This is a genomic window from Kribbella lupini, from assembly GCF_039529595.1.
GTDB lineage: Bacteria > Actinomycetota > Actinomycetes > Propionibacteriales > Kribbellaceae > Kribbella > Kribbella lupini.
The window spans coordinates 2,028,305-2,052,275 of record NZ_BAAANC010000002.1; the positions used below are offsets into that span (position 1 = coordinate 2,028,305).

Below are 23,971 nucleotides of genomic sequence, written 5' to 3' on the forward strand. Positions count from 1 at the left end.
GGGGTTTCAGGCGGTGGTGACGTACTGGCCGTCGTGGTAGAGCAGCGGGTCGTGCTCACGCCGTTCGGCGTGCACGGCCAGGCGGGCCACGACGATGTGGTTGCCGCCGACGGCGAAGCGGTGCTCGACGAGCGCGCGCAGGTAGCTCGGGGCGTCGTCCAGGACCGGTTCGCCGGTCCGCAGCCGCGACCAGCGGGTCGGCTCGGCGAAGCGGTCGATGCCGCTGGTCGCGAACCGTCCGGCGAGGTCGTGCTGGCCGGCGTCCAGGAAGTTGATCACCACGCTCTGGGTGGCCTGGATCGTCGGCCAGCTGGACGCCGTGGTGGCGATCGAGAACGAGACAAGCGGCGGCAGCGAGCTGACCGAGACCAGTGAGGTGGCGGTGAAGCCGGCCGGGCCGTGGCCCGCGTCGGCGGTGATCACGACGACGCCCGCGGCGTGGCGGCGGAAGACGGAGCGGAACAGGTCGGCGTCGACGGTCCGCTCGTCCAGGTGGTCGGGCACGACGGTGAGCCCGGGACGGTGGTTCTGGGCAGGGTTGATCGCGTGGACGGACATGACACTCCCTCGGGGCAGGGGTGAACCCGGCGGCGGACCTTGCTCGTTACCGCGACCGGTGCGGGTGATGGTTCTTCAGTGGGCCTCGACGGGCCTCTTGGCTGCGGCCTTGTTGGTGGCCGGTGGGGCGGCTGTCAGCGACAGGTCGCGCTGGCCGTGCGCATCTGGTCGATGACGCGGCGGCGGGTCAGCAGACGGGTGGTCAGCACCGGCAGCGCGAAGTCGTCCCCGCTGCTCGGGTGGTGCTGTCCGGTCGTCGTCATGTCAATTACTGTCTCATCAAAGTCGACTGAAAAACTAGACAATCTCGCCATCCGGGACAGGCGTCCAGAACTGGGCCGACTCACACGCTGCGGGGCTGGTGCGTTCTACTGGCGTGATGGCTTCGACTAAGACCGGGTTGCCGCCGTTCCAGGTGCTGGTGGACGAGCACTGGCGCGATGTGGCTCGGTTGGCTCGTGCTCTGGCTGGGCCGGTGGATGGGGACGACGTGGCGCAGCGGGCTTGGGAGAAGGCGTTTGCGGCGTACCCGAAGCTCACGTCGGCCCGGAACTTGCGGAGTTGGTTGCTGACGATCACCGCTCGATGTGCGACCGACGTGCACCGGGCGCGCCGACCGCAGCGGACGCTCGACGAGGCGCCGCCGATCGTGGTGGACGGGCCGGACGCGGCGGACTGGCCTGATCCCGAGCTCTGGAAGGCGGTGAGTGCGTTGCCCGAGCGGCAGCGGTACGCCGTCACGTTGAAGTACGTCGGCGACCTCGACCACCACGGTGTGGCCGCCGCGCTCGACACCACCCCGGCCGCGTCGCGTCGCCTGGTCAGCGACGCGCTGGCCACCTTGCGCACCACCCTCGGAGTTGATGATGACTGACCTCGAACGACGCCTGAGCCGGCTCGACGGGCCGGACCTCGACCGATCGGCTGGACGCCCGCCGGTCCTCCCGACCGCGGACGTCTCCTACACGCTGCACGACACCCCGATCGGTCGCCTGCTGCTCGCGACCGCCGGGGGCAAGGTCGTCGCCAGTTCGTTCGGGGACGAGGAGACGATGACGCAGCGGCTCGCCACCGCGATCTCGCCGCGCGTCCTGCGGCAGCCCGCGCCATTGGACGACGTACGCCGGCAGTTGGACGAATTCCTCGCCGGGCAGCGGCGGACTTTCGACCTCGAGGTCGACCTGACGCTGGCGACGGATTTCCAGCGGCTCGTGCTGAGCGACCTGCCGCGCTTCACGGCGTACGGCAGCACCACGACGTACGGCGAACTGGCGGGCGACATCGACCGCCCCAAGGCGGCCAGGGCGGTCGGGACCGCGCTCGGCGCGAACCCGTTGTGCGTCGTGCTGCCCTGCCACCGGGTGATCGGGGCGAGCGGCGCCCTCACCGGGTACGCCGGCGGATTGGACGCAAAACGTTTCCTTTTGAATCTTGAATCGAAAAGTTGAGTTTTCCATCCACCGCGGCAAAACATTTAGACTCGACGCAGTAAAGGAGCAGGTCCCCATTGTGGAGTGGGGATCTGCTCCTTTCTTTTCCTGACGGGTCAGCTTTGTGGCTGGTGAATCTCGAGGATCAGCCGGCGCCGGCCGCCCCACTCGCGCTTGTAGACCTTGTAGTCCTTGATCCCCGCCGCCGCGCAGAGCCGGCCGTAGCTGGCCTCGTCGTGGATGAAGTGGATGCTGCTGGTGCCGTAGTGCTCGGTGGTGACGATCCGGTGCTCGGGACCCTGCCGCAGGCCGTTCGCGATCTCCGACGCCGTCGCCGGTCCCCAGACCGGGCCTTCGATGACGGCCAGGCCGCCCGGCTTGAGCACCCGGGAGATCTCCCAGATCGTCGACAGCTGCTCGTCCTCGCCGAACAGCTCGTGGAACGCCGTCCACAGGCAGATCACCGCGTCGAACGAGTCCGCCTTGTACGGCAGGTCGGTCATCGAACCGATCGCCCAGTCGACCTTCAGCTCCTGCTCGGCGGCCTGGGCCTGACCGGCGGCGAGCAGGTTCGGCGAGATGTCGAGAGCGCGGACGACCTTGCCGGCCTTGCTCAGCGGCAGTGCGATCCGGCCGTAGCCGCAGCACAGGTCGAGCACCGACTCACGGCCGTCGAGCAGTTCCTCGACGGCCTTCACGACGGCTGCGTCCCGCTCGGGCGTAGTACGTGCGGCCAGACCCTCGGCGCCGATTTCGGCGTACTCGGCCCGGCTGCGCAGTGCGGAGTTCAGCATTGCGCAAGTATCCCGAAGACTTGTGTCACTGTCTCCTCGTGCGGCCGATCGCACCGAAAACGATCGCGGCGACCATCGAGACGATGATCGACGTGTACGTCGCGCCCAGCCATCCCGGCACCGCGGCGCCGCCGAACACCTTGCTCTGCAGGTCGAGCCAGAACGGCGACCAGCCGCTGACCGTGCCCGGGTTCACCAGCTGGTACGCGACGAAGCCGAAGACCCACGCGACCGCGGGCTGCCAGCGGAACGGCGCGGTGTCGGTGACGTTCCAGTTCATCCGGCTGACCACGAAGAAGTCCGCGATCGCCACCGCGAACAGCGGGATGAACACCGAACCGATCAGGTAGAGGAACTGCGTGTAGTTGCCCAGATCAACGAACAGGGCGAGACCGGTGGCCAGGACGCCGATGCCGACCGACAGCCAGCGCCGGTCCAGGTGGCCGACCAGGTTGTGCGCGGCCATCGTGGTCGAGTAGACGTTCGCGTAGGCCTCGTCCACCTCGTCGACCAGCAGCACGAACAGCGCGATCGCACCGGCCGGCAGGGTGACCAGCGCGGTGATCACGTCGGTGCTGTTGGTCTGCAGGGTCGCGACGGCCAGCACGCCCAGCGCGTAGTACAGGATCGCGGCCAGGCCGTAGCCGAGCGACGAACCGGCGAACGCGGCCTTGTTCGTCCGCGAGTGCCGGGTGTAGTCCGCCGCGAGCGGCGCGAAGGAGACGACGCCCGCCGCGGCCAGGTCGACGCCCGGCCAGAAGCCGAACACGCTGTCCTGCGGGAGGTCGTGCACCGGCTTGCTGAGCACCTGGACGAACAGGTAGATCGATGCCAGCAGCACCAACCAGACCATGAACTTGCGCAGCAGCTTCACGCTGCCCAGCGGCCGGACCGCCATCGCGGTGGCGATCACGCCGGCCAGGATCACGAACAGCCAGCGCCAGCGCTCGCCGGTCACCGCGACCGCGGCCTGCGAGATCACGATGATCTCCATCGTGGCCCAGCCGATGTTCTGGGCGATGTTCAGCACGGTCGGCGCCATCGACCCGCGCCGGCCGAACAGCCCCCGCAGGCCGGCCATCGCGGGCGCACCGGTGTGCGATCCGAAGACGGCGGCGCCGCCGAGCACGAGCGCGCCGATGCCGCAGCCGACGACTACCGCGAGCAGGCCCTGCCACAGCGAACCGGTGTACGCCGCGACGAGCGCGCCGGTGACCGGGCCGAACAGCGAGATGCCGAAATTTCCCCAGAGCGTGAACTGGTCGAAGAAGCCCAGTGTTTTGGGCGCGTCGGTGGTGAGGACGAGCGGCGCCTCGGTCGTCGTCCTGGGCTTGCGGACAGCAGTCGTGGTCATGGTGACCTGCTCCCTACGCCGGCATTACCCGGTCAGGTTCAGGCGGTCGGCGACCCGGCTGATGCTCGTCGCCCTCTCAGCCCGCAATTCGGTGCGAGCTCCCGCGGAGGTATGTCGTTATCGCGTCAACGATAACGCGTCACCCGGCTTTGTATACACCGGCCGCCCGGTGGATGAACGCGGCCAGTTCCCGCCCGTTGGTCAGGACCGGCATGTGCGAGCCGGTCGACAGCGTCCAGGCCTCGCCACCGGCCAGGTCGGCGACGCGCTGGGCCCACTGCGGCGGGCACAGGTGGTCGTGCGGACAGCGCAGTACGACGGTCGGTACGCCGACCTTCGGCATCGCGGCGGCCAGGTCGTAGTGGCGGGCGACCTGCTCGGCGCGGGCCATCGCGGAGAAGGTGGTCCGGAAGTACTGCTTGGCCAGGGTCGGTACGAGGTACGGGCGCTCCCAGACCGCCGAACGGACCCAGCGGCCGGCCAGTGTGGGCCAGCTGGAGGCGCTGACGTCGCCGGTCGGGCCCAGCAGGATGAGGGCAGACACCAGGTCGGGGTAAGCAAGGGCTGCAGCGACCACCACGTGGCAGCTGGCCGAGTGGCCGACCAGGACAGAGCCGGGCTGCACCTGCTTGGCCAGGCGATCGGCAAGGGCGTCCACTTCGAGGTCGTCGTGGTCGAACGGTTCGCCGTACCCGGGGAGCGTGACGACGGTGGACGGGATCTCCAGGTGCCGCTGCGTCGGGGCGTAGGACTCCGGCCCGAGACCCAGCCCGGGCACGAGGACGACCGGCGCGGTCACTCCCACGGCGGCCGGTCCGGGGCCGCCTGGACGACCGGGTTGGGCACCTCCGGCTTCAGCTCCCGGTAGCCGAGCGCGAAGCCCAGGGCAAGCAGGAGCAGACCGAAGCCACCCCACCCGTACGCCGTCGGCAGGCGGTGCAGCGAGTCGTCGATCGCGCCCAGGCCGGTGCTGACCACCAGGCCGAGCCAGATCAGGATCGGGATCAGCGACAGCGCCACCAAGCCGAGTCCGCCGAGCTCGAACGGGTCCACCTCGCGGCGGGCCTTCCGGCGTACCTGGAGATCGCGCAGCCACATCACGAGGGCGGCCACACCGACGATCAGGACCAGCAGCTGGCCGATGGTGTCCAGGACGTCGGTGCGCAGCGGGTGATTGAGCGGGGAGCCCGGCGCCTGGGAGATCTCGCGCAGGGAGACCCGCTGGACCGACACGACGAGCAGGCCGTAGACGCCGGCGATCACCGCGGCCAGCAGGACCACGCGGGCGGCTCTGGGATCGCGGCGAGGCTCCGGCCCGTACGACGGGAGCTGGTGGGACTGCGGCGCGGAAGGTGCGCCGTACGGGTGGCCGGGCCGGTAGGCCGGCGGCTGGACGTAGTGCTGCTCCTGGCCCTCACCCGGCTGGCCGTAGCCGTACGACGGCGGCTGCTGCTCGGCGGGAGGCTGCGGGTAGTCCTGGTGGCCGTACGGGACCGGCTTGGCGTAGTACTGGCTGCGATCCGGCTCCTCCGGCTCGTCGCCGCGGCCGTACGTGGGGAACTGGGGTGACGACATCAGGGCTCCCTCGGCTCGGTCTCTTCGTCAGACTCTCATGCCGAGGGGTGTTGTTCTAGGTTGCTTTGACCGTCGGCCAGGCGTTCGGGAGGCAGCCTTCCAGGCTCTTGCTCTGCTGCAGCATCACCGGCGCCGGGGTGTTCGGCTGCTCGCACTTGGAGTGCCCGTGCCCGAGCGCGTGGCCCACCTCGTGGTTGACCAGGTAGTTGCGGTAGAGATCGACGTCGCCGTTGTAGCCGGGGACGGCGTACACCCAGCGCTTGGCGTTCAGCACGACCCGGTCCTCGACCCTGCAGGACAGCTCGCCGCCGGTGTCCAGCGGGAGGCAGAGCTTGTCGGTCAGGGTCGGCGTCGCCATGATGATCCGCAGGTCGGAGTCCAGGCTGTCGGTGCGCTCGAAGCTGACCGGCTGCAGCGCCTGCCAGCCGCGCGGGTCGGTCAGCGTCTTGTGCACCGCGGCGGCGACCGCCGCGGCGTTCAGCGACAGCCCCTGCTCGATCTCGATCCGGTAGGTCAGCTTGCCGACGTTCCGGGTCGCCTTGGCGGAGCCCGGGACGACGCTGAGCCGCCCGGTGGAGATCGTGAAGTTCGGCTTGGAGCCCTTCGGCGCCCGGGTCAACGTCGGCGCCGGGCGCTGCGGCATGGTCAGCGTCGGCACGGTCGACGGCAGGTGCGTCGGTACGACGACCGGCTGCACCGGCGGCTGCGCGACCGCGTCCTGCTGCTCGGCGAACGACGCCGCGATGCTCTGCCGCCCGGCGTCGGGGTGCACGACCATCACCGTCCCGAGCACCGCCAGCGCGGTGACCGAGAACCACTGCGCCTTGTACGACTTCTTGCGGCAGTGCCGCGCGCTGCGGCGGCGCTTGGCGGCTGTGGACGCACGCGTGCCCGCGCGCTGGCCAGTCCGCCCGGTGGTCATGTCGATTCACCCTAGCGACTCCCCGGTAATTCCCGAAAGCCCGGTTCATGTCAGCTTCAGGTCAAGAACGGGTACCGACCGCGGGTGACCGTCTTGGACCCCGTCGTCGTCGCCCGTGCCGAAGTGCTGAAGACCGAGTTCCTGGAGACGGTGCGGGCCGAGCCGTACCCCGCGGTGGAGGAGTACTGGGCGAAGTACCAGGAGGTCTTCCGCGGCGGCGGCACGGCGCAGGACCTGAAGGACTTCGCGAACTCACCCGTCGGCGGGAGCCCCGGCAACATGTCGGTCTTCAACCGTGCCTGGAACGAGATCGGCCCGGCCACCGCCGAGACCGTCGTACGGGAGAGCATCGACCACCTGCTGTCCGGCCCCGGCGAGCTCGAGGACCGCCTGACCGAACTCATCCGCGAGCGCGGGTTCCCCGGCTTCCGCGAGACGCTGCTCACGAAGGTCCTCTGCGTGATGTACCCGGACCGCTTCCTCACCCTGCTCAAGTACGCCGGCGCGCTCGGCAAGCAGGGCGTCGCCCGTCAGGTCTGGCGCCTGGAGCTGCCCAACGCCACCCGGTCGACGATCGGCGAGTTGATCGTCGAGAGCAACGACCTGCTGCTCGCCCTCGTCGGCGAAGGCTTCGGCTCCGCCCAGCACGCGTCGTCGTTCCTGTGGTGGGCCCGTGACCGGGTCTAGGCGTCCTGCTCCTTCGCGGCGCAAAGGTCGTTCATCACGACCCCGTCGTCGGCGGCGACGAAGCCGAGCGGCTCAGCCCTGTACGTCGCTGAAGTGCTCGACGTGGGGCGGGTTGGCGAAGTGGGGGCCGATCAGGCCGCGCCAGATGCCGAAGGCGTCGCTGGCCCGGAAGGCCTCGTGGGCTTCGACGGAGTCCCACTCGACGAGCAGCACGAAGCGGGTCGGAGTCTCGATGCCGCGCGTCATCCGAATGCTGCGCGCCCCGGCCCCCTGCAACTGCTGACGCGCTTCCCGGTACGCCGCCTCGAACGCCTCTTCCTGCCCCGCCACCACATCGATCAACGCAATCTCGAGAGCCATGTCCTCACCTTTTCACGGGCCGAAACGGGCGCCTGCCAGTGGTCGGCGGATGGACAGCGGATAGCGTTCGGGGGTGACGGATGTGCGGAAGGCGCGGCGGTTGAAGGCCGGAGACCGGGTGGCTGTGGTGGCGCCGGCCGGGCCGTTGAACGCGGAGCGGCTGGAGGTGGGGACGGCTCGGCTGCGGGAGTGGGGGCTGGAGGTCGAGGTGATGCCGTCGGCGCTGGGGCGCGACGAGCGGCTGCCTTACCTGGCGGGGAGTGACAAAGAGCGGGCCGAGGACTTCACCAACGCCTGGCTGGACGACAGCTTCCAAGCGGTGTTCTGCGGGCGCGGCGGGTACGGCGTACAGCGGATGCTGCCGTTGCTCGATGTCGATGCGCTGGCCGCGGTGGAGAAGGTGTTCGTCGGGTTCAGCGACATCACGGCGCTGCACGAGGTGTTGAACGCGCGCGGACTGGTGACCGTGCACGGGCCGATGGCTGCGGGAGTTGAGCAGTTGGCGACCGGTGGCGACCGGCTCAAAGACCTGCTGTTCGAGCCGGAGAAGGTCACCGACCTGCTGGCTCCGCGCGGCGCCGAGACCGTGGTGGCCGGTACGGCGGAAGGCCGGCTGCTCGGCGGGAACCTCGCGTTGCTCGCCGCGAGCCTCGGGTCGCCGACCGCGGTGAAGCCGGAAGGCATCGTCGTGATGGAGGACGTCAGCGAGGACGGCTACCGCGTCGACCGGCTGCTCACGCAGCTGCTGCGCGCGGGCTGGTTCGAGCAGGTGACCGGGCTGGTGATCGGCGACTTCAGCGAGGCCGACGACAACGGCCTGGTCGCGGATGTCGTCCGCGAACGCCTCGAGCCGCTGCAGGTCCCGATGGTCACCGGCGCCGCGATCGGGCACGAGGACCTCAACCTCGCCGTACCGCTCGGCCTTCCGGTCCGGCTCGACGCCACCGCCGCGACCCTGCAGCCGCTGGAGCCCGCCTTTCAGTAGCGCTCGGCCAACCACTGACCGAAGACCCGGAGCCGCGAGGCCAACGAAGCGGGCTCGATGACGTCCAGGTCGAGGTTCAGGTACGCCAGCCACCGCGCGGCCCAGTCGAGGTCGTCGGTGCCGAACTGCAGCTCGCACTCGTCGCCACCATCCACCACCGCCGCCACACTCGGGTCGACCAGCTCACGCACCAGGTCACCCGACGTGTGGACAGCCACCCGCACCTGATGCCGCCACCGCCCGTGCGCCAACGACTGCGCGACCAGCTGAGCGGCATCGTCGGGCGGAGCCGGAGCCGGCAACTGAATGCCCAAAGGCTGAGCCTGCGAGATCCGGTCGACGGCGTACACCCTCCACTCGTCCGCACCCCGCGCACAGGCCACCAGGTACCAAAGCCGCCGCAACGCCACCAGCCGGTACGGCTGCACCTCGACCGCATGGTCGTCCGCGGCCCCCAGCCGCCGGTGCCGGAAGCGCACCGCCTCACCAGCCCGGCAGGCCAGCGCCAGCTGAACCAGTACGTCGCCAGACGCGCGACGCGGCGACCGCCCCGGATCAGCCTGTACGTCGGTCAGCGCCGTCAGCCGCGTCTGCCACTGCGACGGCACCACCTGCGTCAGCTTGGCCAGCGCCGTGACCGCTGCCGTCTCCAGCCCCTCGACACCCACCCCGGTCCGCAGACTGAGCGCCACGGCGGCGACCTCGTCCGCGTCGAGCAGCAGTGGCGGCATGGCCCGCCCCTGCGCCAGCCGGTAGCCCCCGTCGCGCCCGGCCGAGCCGTCGATCCGGTAGCCAAGCTCACGCAGTTGAGCGATGTCCCGCCGGGCAGTCCGCTCGGTCACCCCGAGCCGGGTGGCCAGCGTGGGCGCGGAGATGCCCGGGTGCGTCTGCAACAGCGCGAGCGTCTCGAGCCGGCGGCTGGTGGTGCTCATAGCCAAAACTACCCCGGAAACCCGGACAGTAACTGACCGGGTAGTGCGTGATGCTGGAGTCATGACCGAGAAAACGCTGCTTCGACCCGTTGGACTCGTGAACTCCCCGGCGTTCACCCACGTCGCCGTCGTCCCGCCCGGCATGACCACGCTCTACGTCGGCGGCCAGAACGCCGTCGACGGCGAGGGCCGGCTGATCGGCGGTGCCGACGCCGAGGCGCAGACCGAGCAGGTGATGAAGAACCTGAAGACCGCCCTGGCCGCCGCCGGCGCCACCGTGCACGACCTGGTGTCGATGACGATCTACCTGGCCGAGGAGGTCGACCTCGCCGAGGCCTACCCGGTCGCCGCCGCAGGACTCGAAGGCGCGGCGCCGACCGTGCAGGGCCTCCGTGTCACCAGCCTGACCGTGCCCGGAGCCCTGCTGGAGGTCAGCGCGATCGCGGCGGTCGCGCCGTGAGCGATGCGCCGGACCAGCAGAAGGACGCCCCGAGTACGTCGCAGGTCGGCCGTACCAAGGACGCCGGCTGGCAGATCGGCGTCTCGAAGACGATTGACCGCCCGGTCGACGAGGTGTGGGACTTCGTGACCTCGCCGGCCGGCGTCGCGATCTGGCTCGGCGAGGGCGTCACCCTGCTCAACGAGAAGGGCACGGCGTACGAGACGAAGGACGGGACGCGCGGTGAGTTGCGCAGCTTTCGCGAGCTCACCCGGGTTCGAGTGACCTGGCAGCCCGAGGACTGGTCGCACGAGACGACACTTCAGCTCGCCGTCACCGCGACGAGCGCCGGCAAAGCACGCCTCGTCGTCCACCAGGAACGGCTCGCCGACGCGGCCGAACGAGAGCGGCAACGCGCCCACTGGCAGAACGTGGTCAACCAATTGGTCGTCGCACTTACTGCTGGTTGAGGTGCTCCCGCAGGAACGCGAACGCCTTCGGATACGCGTCCAGCTTGTTCGCCCGCTTCGCGAGCCCGTGCCCCTCGTCGCCGTACACGAGCAGCTCGCAGGGCACCTTCCGCTTCTCCAGCGCCGCGACGATCTGCTCCGCCTCCGACAACGGCACCCGCGGATCGTTCGCGCCGTGGATCACGAACAGCGGCGCCTCGATCGCGTCGACCCGGCTCAGCGGACTGGCCGACTCGAGGAACGCACGGTCGGTCTCCAGGTACCCGTACTCACGCTCCCGCGCCCGGCGCCGGTACGACGAAGTGTTCTCCAGGAAGGTGACCAGCGACGCGATCCCGACGATGTCCACACCGGCCGCCCACAGCTCCGGCTGGAAGGCCAGCCCGGCCAGCACCATGTACCCGCCGTACGAGCCACCCCACAGCGCCACCCGCGACTGGTCGACGCCGATGGTCGGCAGCCAGGCGTGCAGCGCGGCCAGGTCGCGGACGGAGTCCAGCCGGAGCTCCCGGTCGTCCAGCGAGTACCAGCGCTTGCCGTAGCCCGATGAGCCGCGCACGTTCGGCACCAGCACGGTGTGGCCGTCGGCAACGAGTCCGGCGACCAGCGGGTGCCAGATCTTGCCGTGCTGCCACTCCGGACCGCCGTGCACGACCAGCACCGCCGAGCCGTCTCCGCCGCCCTCCGGTTGGTACACGTACACCGGCACCTGCTCACCGTCGAACGACTCCACCCGGTACGACGTCGGGCGCTGCAACGCCGGCAGCTCCAGCGGCTCCGGCGCCTGTACGGCGACCAGCTCACCGGACGACACCGAGTAGCGGAACACGTACGGCGGCTCGACCGGGCTGCTGTAGGTCAGGACGAGGTGGCTCCCGTCGGCCGACCAGTGCGGCGGCGCTTCGGTCAGGATCGCGCCGCATCCGCCAGGCGGCAGCGCGATCGGCGCGATCAACTCGCCGTCGACCGCGTGCAGAGCGAGCGTCACCTCGCCATCGTTGCTAGAAGCAACCAACAGACGACGCCCGTCCGGGCTCGCGGTACCGATCAGGTCCTGCGTCTCGTCCGACACCACCAGGCTGAGGGCTCGTGTGTCCAGGTCGTACGCGAAGATCGCGACCCGCTCCCGGTCCACGTCGCCGGAGAGCAGGAAGCCGCTCGAGTCCGCCAGCCACGACACGGCGTAGACGCTGTTCGGGGCGTCGTACGCCGTGACGTCGCGGACCTCACCGGTCGCGGTCTCGACGAGCAGGACCTGGTGCGAGTTGGCTGGTCCGCCCGCACGGGTCACCGCGACCCAGCGGTCGTCAGGCGACGGGTCGACGGCGCTCACGTAGCCGCCGCCGTCGTACAGCGTGGTCTCCTCACCAGTGGCGAGGTCCCGCGCGATCAGGTCGAAGTCGATCTCGTTGCGGCGGTTGGTGGTGAACAGGACCCGCCCGGCCCGCGCGGTGATCAGGTGATGGAAGTACGCCGGGTCGTGAACCAGCGGCTCCTGCGACGGGCTCTCCAAGGTCAGGTCGAGCAGGAACAGCTGTCCCCGCTCGTCACCACCGGTGTCCTGCTCGACGACCACCTGCCGGCTCTCGGGCACGTAGTGGGCCGCGACGACCCGCTCGCCCGAAGCAGTCAGCGTGCGCCAGTTGCCGTCCGGTCCGACCTCGTGCAACTGGCGGACGCCGCTGCCGTCGTACCCGATCAGCAGCCGTCCCTCCTGGTCGATGTCGAAGGCAACCAGGTACGGAAGGGAGAGCAGAGCGGGCAGCATGCTCCCGACCCTACCCACCCTCCCGAGTCACCTGTCGCCGTGCCAGGAGTGCCAGAGCGCCGCGTACGGACCGCCCGCGTCGACCAGGTCGTCGTGGCCACCCAGCTCGACGATCCGCCCGTCCTCGACCACCGCGATCACGTCCGCGTCGTGCGCGGTGTGCAGCCGGTGGGCGATCGCCACCACAGTCCGGCCTTCCAGTACGCCGGCCAGCGAGCGCTCCAGGTGCCGGGCCGCCCGCGGGTCCATCAGCGACGTCGCCTCGTCCAGCACCAGCGTGTGCGGGTCAGCCAGCACCAGGCGAGCCAGCGCGACCTGCTGCGCCTGAGCGGGCGTCAGCGTCGTACCGCCCGAGCCCACCTCGGTGTCGAGGCCGTGCTCGAACCCGGCGACCCAGGCGTGCGCGTCCACCGAGCGCAGCGCGTCCCAGAGCTCCGCGTCGGTAGCGCCCGGCCGGGCCAGCAGCAGGTTGTCCCGCATGCTGCCGACGAAGACGTGGTGCTCCTGGTTGACCAGTGCGACGTGGCTGCGCACCTGCTCGGCCGACATCTCGCCGAGCGCGGCACCACCCAGGGTGACGTCGCCCAGACGTGGCGAGTAGATGCCGGCCAGCAGCCGGCCCAGCGTCGACTTGCCGGCGCCGGACGGCCCGACCAGCGCCACCCGGGCACCCGGCTCGACGGTGAGCGTGACGCCGTGCAGAACGTCGCGGCCCTCCAGGTATCCGAAGCGGACCTCGTCGGCCAGCACGGTCCGCCCGTCCGGCTCCTCCTGCTCGGTGGCCGCGGCCTCCTCGATCTCGCGGACGCCGACCAGCCGGGCCAGCGAGACCTGGGCGACCTGCAGCTCGTCGTACCAGCGGATCATCATGTTGACCGGCTCGACGAGCATCTGGATGTAGAGCGCGCCGGTGGTCAGGGCACCGACCGTGAGCCAGCCCTGGATGGACAGCGCGCCGCCGACCATCAGCACCGCGGCCAACGCGATCGCGTGGGTCATGTTGATCACCGGGAACAGGATCATCCGCAGGAACAGCGTGTAGCGCTCCCAGGCGACCCACTGCCCGATCCGGGTGTCACCGAGCTGGATCCGGCGACGACCGAGCCGGTGCGACTCCACCGTGCGGCCGGCGTCCACGGTCTCGGCCAGGGCCGACGCGACCGCGGCGTACCCGGCGGCCTCCGACCGGTACGCCGAGGGCGCGCGGCGGAAGTACCAGCGGCCGCCGATGATCAGCACCGGCGCGGCGATCACCAGGGCGACCGCCAGCTCCGGCGCGGTCACCACCAGCGCACCGATCAGCAGACCGGCCCACACGACGGCGATCGTCAGCTGCGGTACGGCGTCGCGCATGGCGTGCGACAGCCGGTCGACGTCCGTGGTGATCCGGGACAGCAGGTCACCGGTCCCGGCGCGCTCCAGGACGCCCGGCGGCAGCGCCACCGAGCGGACCAGGAAGTCCTCGCGCAGGTCGGCGAGCATCTCCTCGCCCAGCACCGCGCCGCGCAGCCGGGTGATCCGGACGAACACCGTCTGCACCAGCAGCGCGAGCACGAAGCCGAGGACGACGTACGGAAGGTCGACGTCGGTGTCGCCGATCGAAAGCTTCTCGACCACGTTGCCGAGCAGCCAGGGTCCGACCATGCCGCTCAGTGCCGCGACCGCGTTGACCGCGGTCAGCCAGCCGAACGACGCACGGTGCCGGCGGAACAGGATCTTCAGGTAGGCCTTGACCGTCGCAGGACCGGCCACCGGGAGGCGGGCCGCCTCCTGCGGGGCGGCCGGGTCGTACTCGGGGCGCTTCACGCCATCTCCTCGAGGGGCTCGTCTTCGCGGGTGACAACGGCGCGGTAGCGCCGGTCGGTGTGCACCAGCTCGTGGTGGACGCCGACGGCGGCGACGCGGCCGTCCGGCACGAACACGACCCGGTCGGCGCGGTCCAGCATCAGCGGGCTGGAGGTGAACACCACGGTGGTCCGGCCGGCGCGCAGCGCCCGCAGGCCGTCAGCGATCCGGGCTTCCGTGTGCGCGTCGACCGCGCTGGTCGGCTCGTCCAGCACGAGCACGGCCGGATCGACGTACAGCGAACGGGCCAGTGCGACCCGCTGCCGCTGACCGCCGGACAGCGACCGCCCGCGCTCGGTCAGGACCGCCTCCATCGGGTCCGTGGGACCGCCGGCCGGCAGCGACTGCCGCAGGACGTCCAGGATGTCGGCGCACTGCGCCGCCTCCAGCGCCTGCTCGGCCGTGACCGCTCCGCTCGACGGTACGTCGAACAGGTCGCGCACCGTCCCCGACAGCAGCACCGGGTCCTTGTCCTGCACCAGCACCGCCGTACGGGCCGACTCCAGCGGCAGGTCGTCGAGCGCGACGCCGTCCAGCAACGCCGACAGGTCGCCCGGCTCGGCCTCGGGGCTGTGACCGCCCAGGTGGTCGGCCAACCGGCCGCCGGCGTCCGGGTTCCCGCAGACGACCGCGGTGAAGCTGCCGGCCGGCACCTCCAGCCCGGAGACCGGGTCGAACAGGTCGCCCTCGGGCACCTGGGCCTCGCCGGTGCCGCGGGTGTCGTCCATCCGCTGCAGCGAGAGCACGCGGGCCGCGCGGCGCGCGGACACCTTGGAGAAGATGAACGCGCTGGCGGTCTCCTCGAAGGTGTGCAGCGGCACCAGCATGAACGTGATGAACCCGTACGTCGTGACCAGCTCGCCGACCGAGATCCGGCCGGCCACCACCAGGCGGATGCCGAACCACACGACGACGACCAGGAACGCCCCGAACAGCAGGACCTGCAGGGCCGCGATCAGCGACCACATCCGGGCGCTGTGCACCGCGCTCTGCCGGTACTCCTGCGAGGCCGAGCGGTAGCGGTCCAGGAACAGCTGCTCGCCACCGATGCCGCGCAGCACGCGCAGCCCGGCGACGGTGTCGGCGGCCAGCTCGGTCGCCCGGCCGCCCTTGGCCCGCTGCGCGTCGGCACGCCGCTCGGCCGGACCCATCAGGGGCACGATCGAGAAGGCCAGGACCGGTACGGCGACCGCGACCACCAGGCCGAGCTGCGGCTCGTAGAAGAGCAGCCCGACGACGACCGCGAAGCAGGTCAGCAGCGCGGCGGCGAACCGGCCGAGCACCTCGACGAACCAGCCGATCTTCTCGACGTCGCCGCTGCTCACCGCGACCACCTCGCCGGCCGCGATCCGCCGGGTCAGCAGCGACCCGAGCTCCGCGGCCTTGCGCATCAGCAGCTGCTGCAGGCGGGACGCCGTACTGATCCAGTTGGTCACCACCGCCTTGTGGAAGAACGAGTCCGCGGCGGCCTTGGCCGCGCCGAAGACCAGCAGCAGGACCACGGACAGGACCAGCTTGGACCAGGACTTGTCGATCACGGCCTGGACGGCCAGGCCGACCGCGACCGGGGAGGCGGCGATCCCACCGAAGAAGAGCAGCCCCCAGCCGAGCGCGGCCAGCTGCCCGCGCAACTGCTGGTGCTCGAGCCAGAGGATGAGTCGGAGACCGGACCGGGTGTCGGGCACACCCGGATCGGCGAACGGGACAAGGCGCAACGACATGACGTCTCACAAGAGGCGTAGGAGGGGGTTTTGGGGACACCAGACCGGCGAACAGACCAAGCCTAGGCGCCTGCTCGACCGGGCCTCAAACCCTTTTCGCCAGGTGGTCTGTAGGCTTCCCGAGGGGCTGTCGAACGGAGGCTGGAACGGGTGCGCGAGCTGACTCGGCGGCAGCGTCTGCTGGTGCTGGGCATCTGTTGCCTGAGCCTGTTCATCGTCGGTCTGGACTCCACGATCGTGAACCTGGCCCTGCCCGCGATCCGGTCCGACCTGGACGCCTCGGTGTCGAAGCTGCAGTGGACGATCGACGCCTACACGCTGGTCCTGGCCAGCCTGCTGATGATCTCCGGCTCGACCGCGGACCGGGTCGGGCGGCGGCGGACGTTCCAGGTCGGGCTGGTGCTGTTCGGGATCGGCTCGCTGCTGTGCGGGCTGGCGCCGACGGTCGACCTGCTGATCGTGTTCCGGATGCTGCAGGCGATCGGTGGTTCGATGCTGAACCCGGTCGCGATGTCGATCATCACCAACACCTTCACCGACCCGCGCGAGCGGGCCCAGGCGATCGGCGTCTGGGGCGGTGTCGTCGGGCTGAGCCTGTCGGTCGGACCGGTGGTCGGCGGCGCGCTGGTCGACTCGGCCGGCTGGCGGTACATCTTCTGGATCAACGTGCCCGTCGTCCTGATCGCGCTGCTGCTGACCATGCGGTTCGTGCCCGAGTCGCGGGCGATGGTAGCGCGCCGGATCGACCCGGTCGGGCAGGTGCTCGTCGTCCTGCTGCTGGCCGGGACGACGTACGGGATCATCGAGGGCCGCGAGGCCGGCTGGACGTCGCCGCTGATCATCGGCTGCTTCGTGATCGCGGTCGCCGCGCTGGTCGGCCTGGTGCTCTACGAACGGCGCCGGGACCAGCCGCTGCTCGAGCCCAGGTTCTTCCGCAGCGCGCCCTTCTCCGGCGCGACGCTGATCGCGGTCGCCGGTTTCGCTGCGCTGTCAGGCTTCCTGTTCCTCAATTCCCTGTACCTGCAGGAAGTCCGCGGTTTCTCCGCGCTGCACGCCGGGCTGCTGACCTTGCCGATGGCGGCGATGACCGTGGTGTTCGCGCCGGTCTCCGGCTGGCTCGTCGGCAACCGCGGGCCGCGGCTGCCGCTGATCGTTGCCGGGAGCATGCTGGCGGTGAGCGGGCTGATCCTGTCCCAGCTCAGCACCAGTACGCCGACCCTGCAGCTGCTCGGCGGTTACCTGATCTTCGGGCTCGGCTTCGGCATGCTCAACGCGCCGATCACCAACGCGGCCGTCTCCGGCATGCCCCGCGCGCAGGCCGGCGTCGCCGCAGCGATCGCGTCGACCAGCCGCCAGGTCGGCGCATCCCTCGGCGTCGCGATCGTCGGCACCGTGCTCACCGCCCAGCTGGTCGGCCCGCTGGAGACCGGTTTCGTCTCCGCGGCCCAGCTCTGCTGGTACCTCATCGCCGGCTGCGGCGCGCTCGTCCTGGTGCTCGGCCTGATCACCACCGGCCGCTGGGCCCGCCGTACAGCGGAAGCGGTCGCCCAGGACCTCGGCTAGGCGAGCCCCGCGCGGGCCAGCGCCTTCAGCCGGCCGCGGAGGATCTTCTGCCGCCGCTCCTCCTCCGGGAACAGCTCGACGTACGCCGAACCCTTCGCGGCGAGCAGGTCGTCGTCGAGCCGCCGGACCGTACCGGCCGGGAAGCGGTGCGTCATCGCCGCCTGGACCGCCGCGCTGTCGATGCCCTGCAGCAGCTCGGTCAGCTGCTCCTCGGTGGTCACGCCGAGATCGGCCAGGATGCCCAGGATCCACGCGTAGTGGTTGGTCTTGGCGTGCGGGGCGTCCGGGTAGCGCCGGGTCAGGTACGTCGTCAGCGTCGCCGCGGTCAGGTCGCGCGGAGCCTCGTCGTCCGCGGCCGCGGCCAGCTCGCGGTAGAGCCGGTCGATCTCGGTGAACTCGTTGTCGGCCAGCTCCATCAGCGCCGCCGCGAGCAGGAACCGCCGGTCGAACTCCGGCTTGCGGTCCGGCGGGATGTCCAGCTTGTACCGGATGTCGTGCTCGAACTCGGCCCACGCGTGCTGGACCGCGGTCCGGACCTGGATCTCCATCACGAGGTTGCGCAGTACGGCGTACTCGGGCAGCTCGCGGCGGGTCGCGTTGAGGCGGACCAGGTAGTGCTTGCTGGCGTAGCCGAAGACGCCCTGCGCGCGGGTGTGCGCGCCCATGTCGGTGTGCTCGACGATCTCGAACTCGGCCTCGATCACCTCGCAGACCCGGTCCACGGCCTCGACCAGGAAGGTGATGATCCGGGCCGCGACCAGGTCGGTGATCTGGTTCAGCGGGTCGTCGTACTTGGGCCGGTCGGGATCGTCGGCGCGCGGCTTGGACGCCTTCGCCAGGAACGACTCCGGGTCCTTGGCGCGAGCGGTCGCGCTGAGGTAGTTGATGCCTTCCTCGTCACCGATCAGCTCGTCGATCAGCGACTCCAGCTTGCGGGCACCGCCGACGTACTGCTGGTGCATGCGTTCGTACTGCGCCGCCGCCTGAACGGCCCAGTCCCTGGCCTCGACCCCACCCATGCGCCGACCTTAGTGCGCCCCGGGCCACTAAGGATCGATGTGGACGTCTAGTGGAATCTAGTGATTTCGCTAGACAGGGCAAGTCTTTGACAGAGCAGCGACACGCGCTCGGGTTCGCTAGCGAAATCTAAGGAAAACGCTAGACGCGCTCATACAGTGAAATGCATGGATCCGATCCGGAATCCCTATGCGCCCGGCGCCGGCCAGCGCCCGCCCGAGCTGGCCGGACGCGACACCGAGGTGCGGCAGTTCGAGGTGGTGCTCGAACGTGTCGCGGCGGGCCGGCCGGAGCGGAGTCTGGTGCTCAGCGGACTCCGTGGCGTCGGCAAGACCGTGCTGCTGAACACCCTGCGCAGCCAGGCGATCAAGCGCGCCTGGGGCACCGGCAAGATCGAGGCCCGACCGGACCAGAGCATCCGGCTGCCGATCGCGCAGGCGATGCACACCGCGATGCGCGAGCTGGGCCACCGGCACCGCGACAACGAGCGCGTCGACCAGTTCAGCGCCGTCCTGAAGGCCTTCGCGCTGCGGACCGCCCAGAACGACCGCAAGGGGATCCGCTGGCATCCGCCGGTCGACGTGGTCGCGGCCAAGGGCCGGGCCGACTCGGGCGACCTCGAGATGGACCTGATCGAGCTGTTCGCCGACGCGGCCGACCTGGCCGGCGACCTGTCGGTCGGGGTCGGGCTGTTCATCGACGAGATGCAGGACATCTCCGCCGACGACCTGTCCGCGCTGTGCGCCGCCTGCCACGAGATCTCCCAGCAGAGCGCGCCGCTGGTCGTCGTCGGCGCCGGGCTGCCGCACCTGCCCGCCGTACTGTCGGCGAGCAAGTCGTACTCGGAGCGGCTGTTCCGCTACGTCCGGGTCGACCGCCTGGCCCGCGAGGCCTGCGACCGGGCGCTGATGATCCCGGCCGAGACGGAGGACGTGTACTTCGAGGAAGACGCCCTCGACGAGCTGTACGCGCAGACCGACGGCTACCCGTACTTCGTCCAGGCCTTCGCGCACGCCACCTGGGACCATGCTCCGGCCAGCCCGATCACCGTCAAGGACGTCGCCGTCGCCGGTCCCGAAGCCTCCGCCGAGCTGACCGTCGGTTTCTTCGGCTCCCGCTACGAACGCGCCACCCCCGCCGAGCGCGAGTACATGCGCGCGATGGCCGAGCTCGGCGTCGGCGTCGCCGACGGCTCGGTCCCCACCGCCGAGGTGGCCGGCACCCTCAAACGCAAACCCCAGTCGCTGTCCCCGGCCCGCGACGGCCTGATCAAGAAGGGCCTCGTCTTCTCCGCCGAACGCGGCACCGTCGCCTTCACCGTCCCCCACTTCGGCAAGTTCCTGCGCACCCGAACAGCTTGATGCGGCGTGGGCCTTTGCCGGGCCGGCGCTGCTCGTCGAACAGGGCCGGCCAGTTGGCGTCGTACTCGGTGATGGTGATGCGGTCGAGGCGCATCCCAACAGGTCTACCAGTCGATGCGGATCTGCTGGGATTTTGTGGTGCCGTTGACGGTGACGGACAGGTCGACCGTGCCGGGGCGGAGGGCGGTGAGGGTGCTGGTGGCTGGGTCGTAGCTGGCTACGGCCCAGAAGGGGGCCGTGCGGGCTGGGCCGAGGTGAAGGAAGGTCGAGCCGGTCCAGTCGGCGGTGACGGGGAAGGAGACTGGGACTCGGCGGGTTTCCTGGACGACTGTGGCTGTGGCCGGGGCGGACTGGCCTCGGCGGAGCGTGGCAGGGGCGGCCAGCTCCAGGGCGTCCACATGCGGGCGGAGCTCGACCTGGAACCACGAGCGCTCGGGAGCTGACCAGTGGCGTACGCCGGCGTCAGCGGCGCGGGCGTCGGGGTCGATGCCGACCAGGGCCCAGCCGGTGAAGCCGCCCGCGTCAGGAGCAGCGGCGGGGCTCTTGCCGGAGTTGCCGGTCAGCGGGAGCAGTACGCCGTCCGTACGGGTTGCCGCGAAGGTCCCGGCGTGGGCGGCCATGTACGCCGCGCCCTTGCCTGTCGACGCGCGGAAGTCGGCCAGCCAGCGAACCAGCAGTTCGGCCTCCTTGCGGTCTCCGAGCTGCGAGTTCGCGGTCGGCGACGGGTCGTCGATCGGGTGGTGCGCCATCACCACGACGTTGCGGATCGCCTCGTTCTTCGCGGCGTCGTCGAGCTGCTTGCGCAGGTCGAGGATCTGCGCGAACCCACCCGCCCGCAGCGACCCGAGCGACGAGTCGCGCAGGACGAACCGCGTGCCCTGGTGATCGAACGTGCTGGTCGGCGCGCCGAACACCTTGCTCCACTCCGACAGGTCGCCCGGACCGTAGCTCTCGTGGTTGCCTGGCACGTAGTGCACCGGCACCTTCCCGGCGACCTCCTCGTCGATGATCCGCTTGGCCAGCGCGATGTCGTTCGCGAAACCGCGGTCGACGAAGTCGCCGTTGATCACCAGGAACTCGGGGTTCTGCGCGAGCGCCTCGCGGATCGTCCGCCTGGCCTGCTTGACGAAATCAGACTCCGGGTCGTCCGCGGTGAACTGCGCGTCCGACAGTACGGCGAACTTCCAGCGCCTCCCGTCGAGCTTGCCGTCGGCAACAACCATCGGGTCGACGACCTTGGCCGGCGGCTGGACGGTGACCGGCGGAGCGCCGCGGACGGTCAGGTCGTCGACGACGATGCGCCCGGCGTACTGGCGGGTGGGCACGGTCTCGACGACGTAGATCCGCCAGAACTTCAGCGGCATCGTCAGGCCCGGTGGGATGTCGGCCTCGACGTACTTCCAGCCGGTCCAGTCGACCGTCGCCGCCAGGTTGAGGGTCTGCGCCGAACCACCGGCGCCGTCGTACGCGTTGGCACGCAGCCACGCGCCCTTGCCGTCGCCGTACACCCACGCGCCGAGCTTCTGCGGCTGGCCGGGCAGGATCTGCTGCGGCGTCATCGACAGGTACGCCGCGCGCGTGGCCGTGCTGCCGGTCAACGAGTAGTCGAGCGCGATCGCCTGACCGCCGTCGTGACCTTCAGCGGCCGAGCGGATTGCGGTCGCAGCACCGGCCGGTACGGCGTTCGCCTGCCAGCGGGTCAGGTCGTCGACCTCGTCGACCACCTCGCTGCTGAGCCCGGCGGTGACGCTGAGCTGGGTGCTGAGCGCGCCGACCTTCGCGGTGATCACGGTCGAGACCGCGTCCGCGCCGAGCGCGTTCACCTCGAAGCCATTGCCCTTGGCAACCACAGTGATGAGCGTCTTGTCGTACGTGAGCGTGACGTCGCGCGGTTCGACCCAGGTGGAGAAGCCGTCGGCGTCGTACCCGGTGACGCTGAAGAAACCCTTGGTGGTGGCGTTCGGCAACGACACCTGCTTGCTCGACGGCGCGAGCCGCGTGGGCTCGCCGAGCACGGTCATCGGGAAGCGGCCGTTCGCGTGGCCCTTGGCGGCGGTGATCACGACATCGCCGGCGCGTCGGCCGGTCACGACGCCCTCGTTGGTCACGCGCGCGTTGCTGCCGGCGGACCAGTACGGCGTACCGGGTGCGGGCGCGTAGGTCTCGTCGTGGCCGCGGGCGGTGAGAACTCGGCTCAGGCCGGTCAGGACCCTGGCGCTGCGCGTGAGGTCGGCGTCGGCCGGCTCGGCCGTCGTACCGGTGGCTTCGATCCGGAAGCCCTTGAGCCGGCCGGAACCCTTGACCGGGAGGAGGCCGAGGCCGTTCGGGGTCAGGCGTTCGGAGCCGTCGGAGGGCTTGTTGACGACCTCGGGCGTCGCCTCGCCGGGCGAGCGCTTCAGCATCGTCGACGAACCGCCGCCGTCGAGGTTCAGGACGTCGTCCGCGCCGAGGTCCAGCATCAGCCGGGCCAGTTCCTTCTCGGTCAGGCCGCGGGAGTCGACCATGCGGCCGTCGACGGTGAGCAGGATCATCCGGCGGCCGTCGGCGGAGAAGCCGATCGCCGTCCGCGGGTGCAGGGCGGTGTCGTCGACGTTGAGGATCTGGCCGTCGCGGGCGAGCTGGAGGTTGCCGCTGAGCGCGACCGCGGCGTCGGCGGCGTCGGCGCGGGGGCCGTACTTGACCTCGACCTTGTCGCCGGGCTCGAACGCCTGCAAGGCTGTCGCGCCGGTCTCGCGGCCGATGAGGGCCTGCTCGTTCGCTCCCAGCGGGGTGGTGGCGGGGGTCGTGTTCGACGAGACGACCACGCCGTCGCGGAGGATGACCTCGCGGACGGTCGGGAGGCCGTCGACCGTGCGGGTGCGGGCGGCCTCGCCCCACTGCGGGGTGTAGAGGCCGATGCCGTTCGCGTTGACGGTCGGGGAGTTGAGGTTGGTCAGGTCGACCTTGCTCGCGTCGTCGTCGGTCGCCGAGCCTTCGAGGAAGACCTGCGCGATCCGGCCGAGGCCGTTGCTGCCGATGACGGCGGTCTCGTTGTGGCCTGACGCCGGGCCGTTGACGAAGCGGCCGGCGCCGCCGTCGGCGTCCCGTTCGATGCCGACGCCGAGGGGAGCGCCGGTGTCGTTGATGTCGAAGAAGTCGCCGTTGACGCCGGCGATCGCCTGCTTGCGCTGCACCTGCTGGCTGAGGACCTCGCGGCCGGCGACGGTGCCCGGGTTGAGGTAGTCGACGGTGACGCCCTGGCGGTCGAGGTCGGCGACGAGGATGTCGCCGCGCAACCAGCCGCGCGCGTCCAGGCGGTCGAAGCTCGTGTAGTTGACGCCGGGTGCGACCGGGCTGTCGGTACGGCGGGTGACGAGGCCTTCCCCGGCCGGCGCGATCGCGACGTCGGGGATGTCGGAGGTGGCTGATGAACCTCGGTGAGCTTCAACCGGTTGGATCGGGTCGGCTGCTGCGGGCTGGACGGTGGTGAGGAACAGCCCGCCGGCGACGAGGCCGGCGGTCAGCGTACGGCGTACTGGTCTGGAGAAAGCGAGCGTGGACACGGAGCCTCCTGGCGGTGGACGGGCGTGGCCATCCGACGGGGCGTGTCCTGCTGCCGTGTGAGGCGCGGGGGTACGCCGATCGACCGAACGGTGACAAACTAACGTCTCCGTCGGTCGATCGGAAGGTTTTCTACTCGATCAGTCGGTGGCGACCGGGCGGCCGAAGGACTGCCAGGCGTGCATGCCGCCGTCGAGGTTGATCGCCTCGCGGCCCTCGGACATCAGGTACTGGGTGGCGACACTCGAACGGCCACCGACCGCGCACACGCAGATCACCTTCTGGCCGAGCGGCACCTCGCCGACGCGCTGCTGCAACTGACCGAGCGGGATGTGGGTCGCGCCCTCGATGTGACCGCTGTTCCACTCGTCCGGCTCCCGCACGTCGAGCACGAAGGCCTCGGCCAGCAAAGCGTCGTCCACGTCGGCGACGACGACGGCGGGAATCATCGGGTTCTGCGTCATACCCCGATCATTGCAGCCCGTCGGTGAACCATCACACCCGGAGCAGTGGAATGCGGCTGCTCAGCCGGTGGATCGCGCGTTGACACCCGTCGGTCCGGCGGCGGACAGTCGAGCAGAGAGCGTCCGTCCACGACTCCCGACCAGACAACGACGGGCCGGTACGACGACGGCGCGGCCGCGAGGTGC

At 70.4% G+C, this 23,971-nt stretch carries 23 protein-coding genes and 1 riboswitch; of the genes, 8 read left to right on the plus strand and 15 right to left on the minus strand.

What is annotated here, in order from left to right:
- Nucleotides 1–6 precede the first annotated feature (6 nt).
- Together ABD235_RS22975 and ABD235_RS22980 are read right to left on the minus strand one after the other, a co-directional pair.
- The gene (locus tag ABD235_RS22975; RefSeq protein WP_344177330.1) at nucleotides 7–558 is read right to left on the minus strand and encodes a flavin reductase family protein; all 552 of its coding nucleotides are present in this window, start codon (nucleotides 556–558) and stop codon (nucleotides 7–9) included.
- 134 nt (nucleotides 559–692) lie between these two features.
- Nucleotides 693–821 carry a hypothetical protein gene (locus ABD235_RS22980; protein ID WP_344177332.1) on the minus strand — a complete coding sequence of 43 codons (129 nt, stop codon included), beginning with the start codon at nucleotides 819–821 and terminating at the stop codon, nucleotides 693–695.
- A gap of 116 nt (nucleotides 822–937) precedes the next feature.
- On the opposite strand from ABD235_RS22980, the gene ABD235_RS22985 reads away from it, so the two are divergent.
- On the plus strand, nucleotides 938–1,432 hold the full coding sequence (locus ABD235_RS22985; protein ID WP_344177334.1) for an RNA polymerase sigma factor: 495 nt from the start codon (nucleotides 938–940) through the stop codon (nucleotides 1,430–1,432).
- Complete coding sequence (locus ABD235_RS22990; RefSeq protein ID WP_344177336.1) at nucleotides 1,425–2,006, plus strand: methylated-DNA--[protein]-cysteine S-methyltransferase; 582 nt, start codon at nucleotides 1,425–1,427, stop codon at nucleotides 2,004–2,006. The genes ABD235_RS22985 and ABD235_RS22990 overlap by 8 nt, the downstream gene beginning before the upstream one ends.
- A gap of 98 nt (nucleotides 2,007–2,104) precedes the next feature.
- Here ABD235_RS22990 and ABD235_RS22995 read toward each other — a convergent pair whose 3' ends face one another.
- The 5 genes from ABD235_RS22995 to ABD235_RS23015 all read right to left on the minus strand — a co-directional run bounded on the left by ABD235_RS22995 (nucleotide 2,105) and on the right by ABD235_RS23015 (nucleotide 6,633).
- Complete coding sequence (locus tag ABD235_RS22995; RefSeq protein ID WP_344177338.1) at nucleotides 2,105–2,782, minus strand: class I SAM-dependent methyltransferase; 678 nt, start codon at nucleotides 2,780–2,782, stop codon at nucleotides 2,105–2,107.
- A gap of 25 nt (nucleotides 2,783–2,807) precedes the next feature.
- Nucleotides 2,808–4,136 carry a purine-cytosine permease family protein gene (locus tag ABD235_RS23000; protein ID WP_344177341.1) on the minus strand — a complete coding sequence of 443 codons (1,329 nt, stop codon included), beginning with the start codon at nucleotides 4,134–4,136 and terminating at the stop codon, nucleotides 2,808–2,810.
- A riboswitch (TPP riboswitch) is annotated at nucleotides 4,130–4,251 on the minus strand. (Overlaps the previous gene by 7 nt.)
- 24 nt (nucleotides 4,252–4,275) lie before the next feature.
- Nucleotides 4,276–4,941: an alpha/beta fold hydrolase gene (locus ABD235_RS23005; RefSeq protein ID WP_344177343.1), complete on the minus strand. Its 666-nt coding sequence runs from the start codon at nucleotides 4,939–4,941 to the stop codon at nucleotides 4,276–4,278.
- Nucleotides 4,932–5,711, minus strand: a complete 780-nt coding sequence (locus ABD235_RS23010) for a hypothetical protein (protein ID WP_344177346.1) — start codon at nucleotides 5,709–5,711, stop codon at nucleotides 4,932–4,934. The genes ABD235_RS23005 and ABD235_RS23010 overlap by 10 nt, the downstream gene beginning before the upstream one ends.
- Before the next feature lie 55 nt (nucleotides 5,712–5,766).
- Complete coding sequence (locus tag ABD235_RS23015) at nucleotides 5,767–6,633, minus strand: DUF3152 domain-containing protein (RefSeq protein WP_344177349.1); 867 nt, start codon at nucleotides 6,631–6,633, stop codon at nucleotides 5,767–5,769.
- An 84-nt stretch (nucleotides 6,634–6,717) separates the two neighbouring features.
- On the opposite strand from ABD235_RS23015, the gene ABD235_RS23020 reads away from it, so the two are divergent.
- Nucleotides 6,718–7,320, plus strand: coding sequence for a hypothetical protein (locus tag ABD235_RS23020; RefSeq protein ID WP_344177351.1), 603 nt, complete (start codon nucleotides 6,718–6,720; stop codon nucleotides 7,318–7,320).
- 72 nt (nucleotides 7,321–7,392) lie between these two features.
- Here the strand turns inward: ABD235_RS23020 and ABD235_RS23025 are convergent, their stop codons facing one another.
- Nucleotides 7,393–7,680 carry an antibiotic biosynthesis monooxygenase family protein gene (locus ABD235_RS23025; protein WP_344177353.1) on the minus strand — a complete coding sequence of 96 codons (288 nt, stop codon included), beginning with the start codon at nucleotides 7,678–7,680 and terminating at the stop codon, nucleotides 7,393–7,395.
- A 73-nt stretch (nucleotides 7,681–7,753) separates the two neighbouring features.
- Between ABD235_RS23025 and ABD235_RS23030 the strand changes: the two genes are divergently transcribed.
- On the plus strand, nucleotides 7,754–8,665 hold the full coding sequence (locus ABD235_RS23030) for a S66 peptidase family protein (protein ID WP_344177355.1): 912 nt from the start codon (nucleotides 7,754–7,756) through the stop codon (nucleotides 8,663–8,665).
- On the opposite strand, the gene ABD235_RS23035 is transcribed toward ABD235_RS23030, so the two are convergent.
- Entirely contained in the window at nucleotides 8,659–9,597 is a 939-nt protein-coding gene (locus tag ABD235_RS23035) for a helix-turn-helix transcriptional regulator (RefSeq protein WP_344177357.1), read from the minus strand. The genes ABD235_RS23030 and ABD235_RS23035 overlap by 7 nt on opposite strands.
- 61 nt (nucleotides 9,598–9,658) lie before the next feature.
- Between ABD235_RS23035 and ABD235_RS23040 the strand changes: the two genes are divergently transcribed.
- Together ABD235_RS23040 and ABD235_RS23045 are read left to right on the plus strand one after the other, a co-directional pair.
- A complete protein-coding gene (locus ABD235_RS23040) occupies nucleotides 9,659–10,057 on the plus strand; it encodes a RidA family protein (protein WP_344177359.1) in 399 nt (132 codons plus the stop codon).
- Complete coding sequence (locus ABD235_RS23045) at nucleotides 10,054–10,506, plus strand: SRPBCC domain-containing protein (RefSeq protein WP_344177362.1); 453 nt, start codon at nucleotides 10,054–10,056, stop codon at nucleotides 10,504–10,506. The genes ABD235_RS23040 and ABD235_RS23045 overlap by 4 nt, the downstream gene beginning before the upstream one ends.
- On the opposite strand, the gene ABD235_RS23050 is transcribed toward ABD235_RS23045, so the two are convergent.
- Genes ABD235_RS23050 through ABD235_RS23060 form a run of 3 tightly spaced genes read right to left on the minus strand, consistent with a single transcriptional unit; the run spans nucleotide 10,493 to nucleotide 15,840 of the window.
- Nucleotides 10,493–12,274: a S9 family peptidase gene (locus tag ABD235_RS23050; RefSeq protein ID WP_344177364.1), complete on the minus strand. Its 1,782-nt coding sequence runs from the start codon at nucleotides 12,272–12,274 to the stop codon at nucleotides 10,493–10,495. The genes ABD235_RS23045 and ABD235_RS23050 overlap by 14 nt on opposite strands.
- Nucleotides 12,275–12,301: 27 nt before the next feature.
- A complete protein-coding gene (locus ABD235_RS23055) occupies nucleotides 12,302–14,080 on the minus strand; it encodes an ABC transporter ATP-binding protein (protein ID WP_344177366.1) in 1,779 nt (592 codons plus the stop codon).
- Nucleotides 14,077–15,840 carry an ABC transporter transmembrane domain-containing protein gene (locus ABD235_RS23060; protein WP_344177368.1) on the minus strand — a complete coding sequence of 588 codons (1,764 nt, stop codon included), beginning with the start codon at nucleotides 15,838–15,840 and terminating at the stop codon, nucleotides 14,077–14,079. The genes ABD235_RS23055 and ABD235_RS23060 overlap by 4 nt, the downstream gene beginning before the upstream one ends.
- 150 nt (nucleotides 15,841–15,990) lie before the next feature.
- On the opposite strand from ABD235_RS23060, the gene ABD235_RS23065 reads away from it, so the two are divergent.
- Nucleotides 15,991–17,403, plus strand: a complete 1,413-nt coding sequence (locus ABD235_RS23065; protein WP_344177371.1) for an MFS transporter — start codon at nucleotides 15,991–15,993, stop codon at nucleotides 17,401–17,403.
- On the opposite strand, the gene ABD235_RS23070 is transcribed toward ABD235_RS23065, so the two are convergent.
- On the minus strand, nucleotides 17,400–18,422 hold the full coding sequence (locus ABD235_RS23070; RefSeq protein WP_344177373.1) for a GTP pyrophosphokinase: 1,023 nt from the start codon (nucleotides 18,420–18,422) through the stop codon (nucleotides 17,400–17,402). The genes ABD235_RS23065 and ABD235_RS23070 overlap by 4 nt on opposite strands.
- Nucleotides 18,423–18,587: 165 nt before the next feature.
- Between ABD235_RS23070 and ABD235_RS23075 the strand changes: the two genes are divergently transcribed.
- Nucleotides 18,588–19,781 (plus strand): ATP-binding protein, encoded by a 1,194-nt coding sequence (locus ABD235_RS23075; RefSeq protein ID WP_344177375.1) that lies wholly within the window; start codon nucleotides 18,588–18,590, stop codon nucleotides 19,779–19,781.
- A gap of 104 nt (nucleotides 19,782–19,885) precedes the next feature.
- Here ABD235_RS23075 and ABD235_RS23080 read toward each other — a convergent pair whose 3' ends face one another.
- Both ABD235_RS23080 and ABD235_RS23085 read right to left on the minus strand, forming a co-directional pair.
- Nucleotides 19,886–23,323 (minus strand): phosphodiester glycosidase family protein, encoded by a 3,438-nt coding sequence (locus tag ABD235_RS23080; protein WP_344177377.1) that lies wholly within the window; start codon nucleotides 23,321–23,323, stop codon nucleotides 19,886–19,888.
- Between the two features lie 138 nt (nucleotides 23,324–23,461).
- Nucleotides 23,462–23,785: a rhodanese-like domain-containing protein gene (locus ABD235_RS23085; RefSeq protein WP_344177379.1), complete on the minus strand. Its 324-nt coding sequence runs from the start codon at nucleotides 23,783–23,785 to the stop codon at nucleotides 23,462–23,464.
- Nucleotides 23,786–23,971: the final 186 nt, after the last annotated feature.

Bases quoted from the DNA above. Each gene is read 5' to 3' on its own strand.
- ABD235_RS22975 (WP_344177330.1), bottom strand. From the start codon at position 558: ATGTCCGTCCACGCGATCAACCCTGCCCAGAACCACCGTCCCGGGCTC.
- ABD235_RS22980 (WP_344177332.1), bottom strand. From the start codon at position 821: ATGACGACGACCGGACAGCACCACCCGAGCAGCGGGGACGACTTCGCG.
- ABD235_RS22985 (WP_344177334.1), top strand. From the start codon at position 938: ATGGCTTCGACTAAGACCGGGTTGCCGCCGTTCCAGGTGCTGGTGGAC.
- ABD235_RS22990 (WP_344177336.1), top strand. From the start codon at position 1,425: ATGACTGACCTCGAACGACGCCTGAGCCGGCTCGACGGGCCGGACCTC.
- ABD235_RS22995 (WP_344177338.1), bottom strand. From the start codon at position 2,782: ATGCTGAACTCCGCACTGCGCAGCCGGGCCGAGTACGCCGAAATCGGC.
- ABD235_RS23000 (WP_344177341.1), bottom strand. From the start codon at position 4,136: ATGACCACGACTGCTGTCCGCAAGCCCAGGACGACGACCGAGGCGCCG.
- ABD235_RS23010 (WP_344177346.1), bottom strand. From the start codon at position 5,711: ATGTCGTCACCCCAGTTCCCCACGTACGGCCGCGGCGACGAGCCGGAG.
- ABD235_RS23015 (WP_344177349.1), bottom strand. From the start codon at position 6,633: ATGACCACCGGGCGGACTGGCCAGCGCGCGGGCACGCGTGCGTCCACA.
- ABD235_RS23025 (WP_344177353.1), bottom strand. From the start codon at position 7,680: ATGGCTCTCGAGATTGCGTTGATCGATGTGGTGGCGGGGCAGGAAGAG.
- ABD235_RS23035 (WP_344177357.1), bottom strand. From the start codon at position 9,597: ATGAGCACCACCAGCCGCCGGCTCGAGACGCTCGCGCTGTTGCAGACG.
- ABD235_RS23040 (WP_344177359.1), top strand. From the start codon at position 9,659: ATGACCGAGAAAACGCTGCTTCGACCCGTTGGACTCGTGAACTCCCCG.
- ABD235_RS23050 (WP_344177364.1), bottom strand. From the start codon at position 12,274: ATGCTGCCCGCTCTGCTCTCCCTTCCGTACCTGGTTGCCTTCGACATC.
- ABD235_RS23060 (WP_344177368.1), bottom strand. From the start codon at position 15,840: ATGTCGTTGCGCCTTGTCCCGTTCGCCGATCCGGGTGTGCCCGACACC.
- ABD235_RS23070 (WP_344177373.1), bottom strand. From the start codon at position 18,422: ATGGGTGGGGTCGAGGCCAGGGACTGGGCCGTTCAGGCGGCGGCGCAG.
- ABD235_RS23075 (WP_344177375.1), top strand. From the start codon at position 18,588: ATGGATCCGATCCGGAATCCCTATGCGCCCGGCGCCGGCCAGCGCCCG.
- ABD235_RS23085 (WP_344177379.1), bottom strand. From the start codon at position 23,785: ATGACGCAGAACCCGATGATTCCCGCCGTCGTCGTCGCCGACGTGGAC.